Source organism: Shewanella sp. 125m-1 (genome assembly GCF_052977065.1).
This window is the reverse complement of record NZ_JBRILT010000097.1, coordinates 1-716: the sequence shown is the minus strand read 5'-3', so window position 1 is coordinate 716 and position 716 is coordinate 1. Positions and strand designations below refer to the sequence as shown.

The 716-nt window shown below is 53.4% G+C and carries 1 rRNA gene; it reads right to left on the bottom strand.

The annotated features are described in order from the left end of the window. Positions 1-19: 19 nt before the first annotated feature. Positions 20-716 (bottom strand): 16S ribosomal RNA (locus ACVBIK_RS20665); the annotation flags it as partial.

Genomic DNA, 716 nt, shown 5'->3' with positions numbered 1-716 from the left:
ATTAAGTTAGTCGTATAGGTAAGGAGGTGATCCAGCCCCAGGTTCCCCTAGGGCTACCTTGTTACGACTTCACCCCAGTCATGAACCACACCGTGGTAAACGCCCTCCCGAAGGTTAAGCTATCTACTTCTGGTGCAGCCCACTCCCATGGTGTGACGGGCGGTGTGTACAAGGCCCGGGAACGTATTCACCGTGACATTCTGATTCACGATTACTAGCGATTCCGACTTCACGGAGTCGAGTTGCAGACTCCGATCCGGACTACGACCGGCTTTGTGAGATTAGCTCCACCTCGCGGCTTCGCAACCCTCTGTACCGACCATTGTAGCACGTGTGTAGCCCTACTCGTAAGGGCCATGATGACTTGACGTCGTCCCCACCTTCCTCCGGTTTATCACCGGCAGTCTCCCTAAAGTTCCCACCATTACGTGCTGGCAAATAAGGATAAGGGTTGCGCTCGTTGCGGGACTTAACCCAACATTTCACAACACGAGCTGACGACAGCCATGCAGCACCTGTCTCAGAGTTCCCGAAGGCACTAAGCTATCTCTAGCGAATTCTCTGGATGTCAAGAGTAGGTAAGGTTCTTCGCGTTGCATCGAATTAAACCACATGCTCCACCGCTTGTGCGGGCCCCCGTCAATTCATTTGAGTTTTAACCTTGCGGCCGTACTCCCCAGGCGGTCTACTTAATGCGTTAGCTTGAGAGCCCAGTG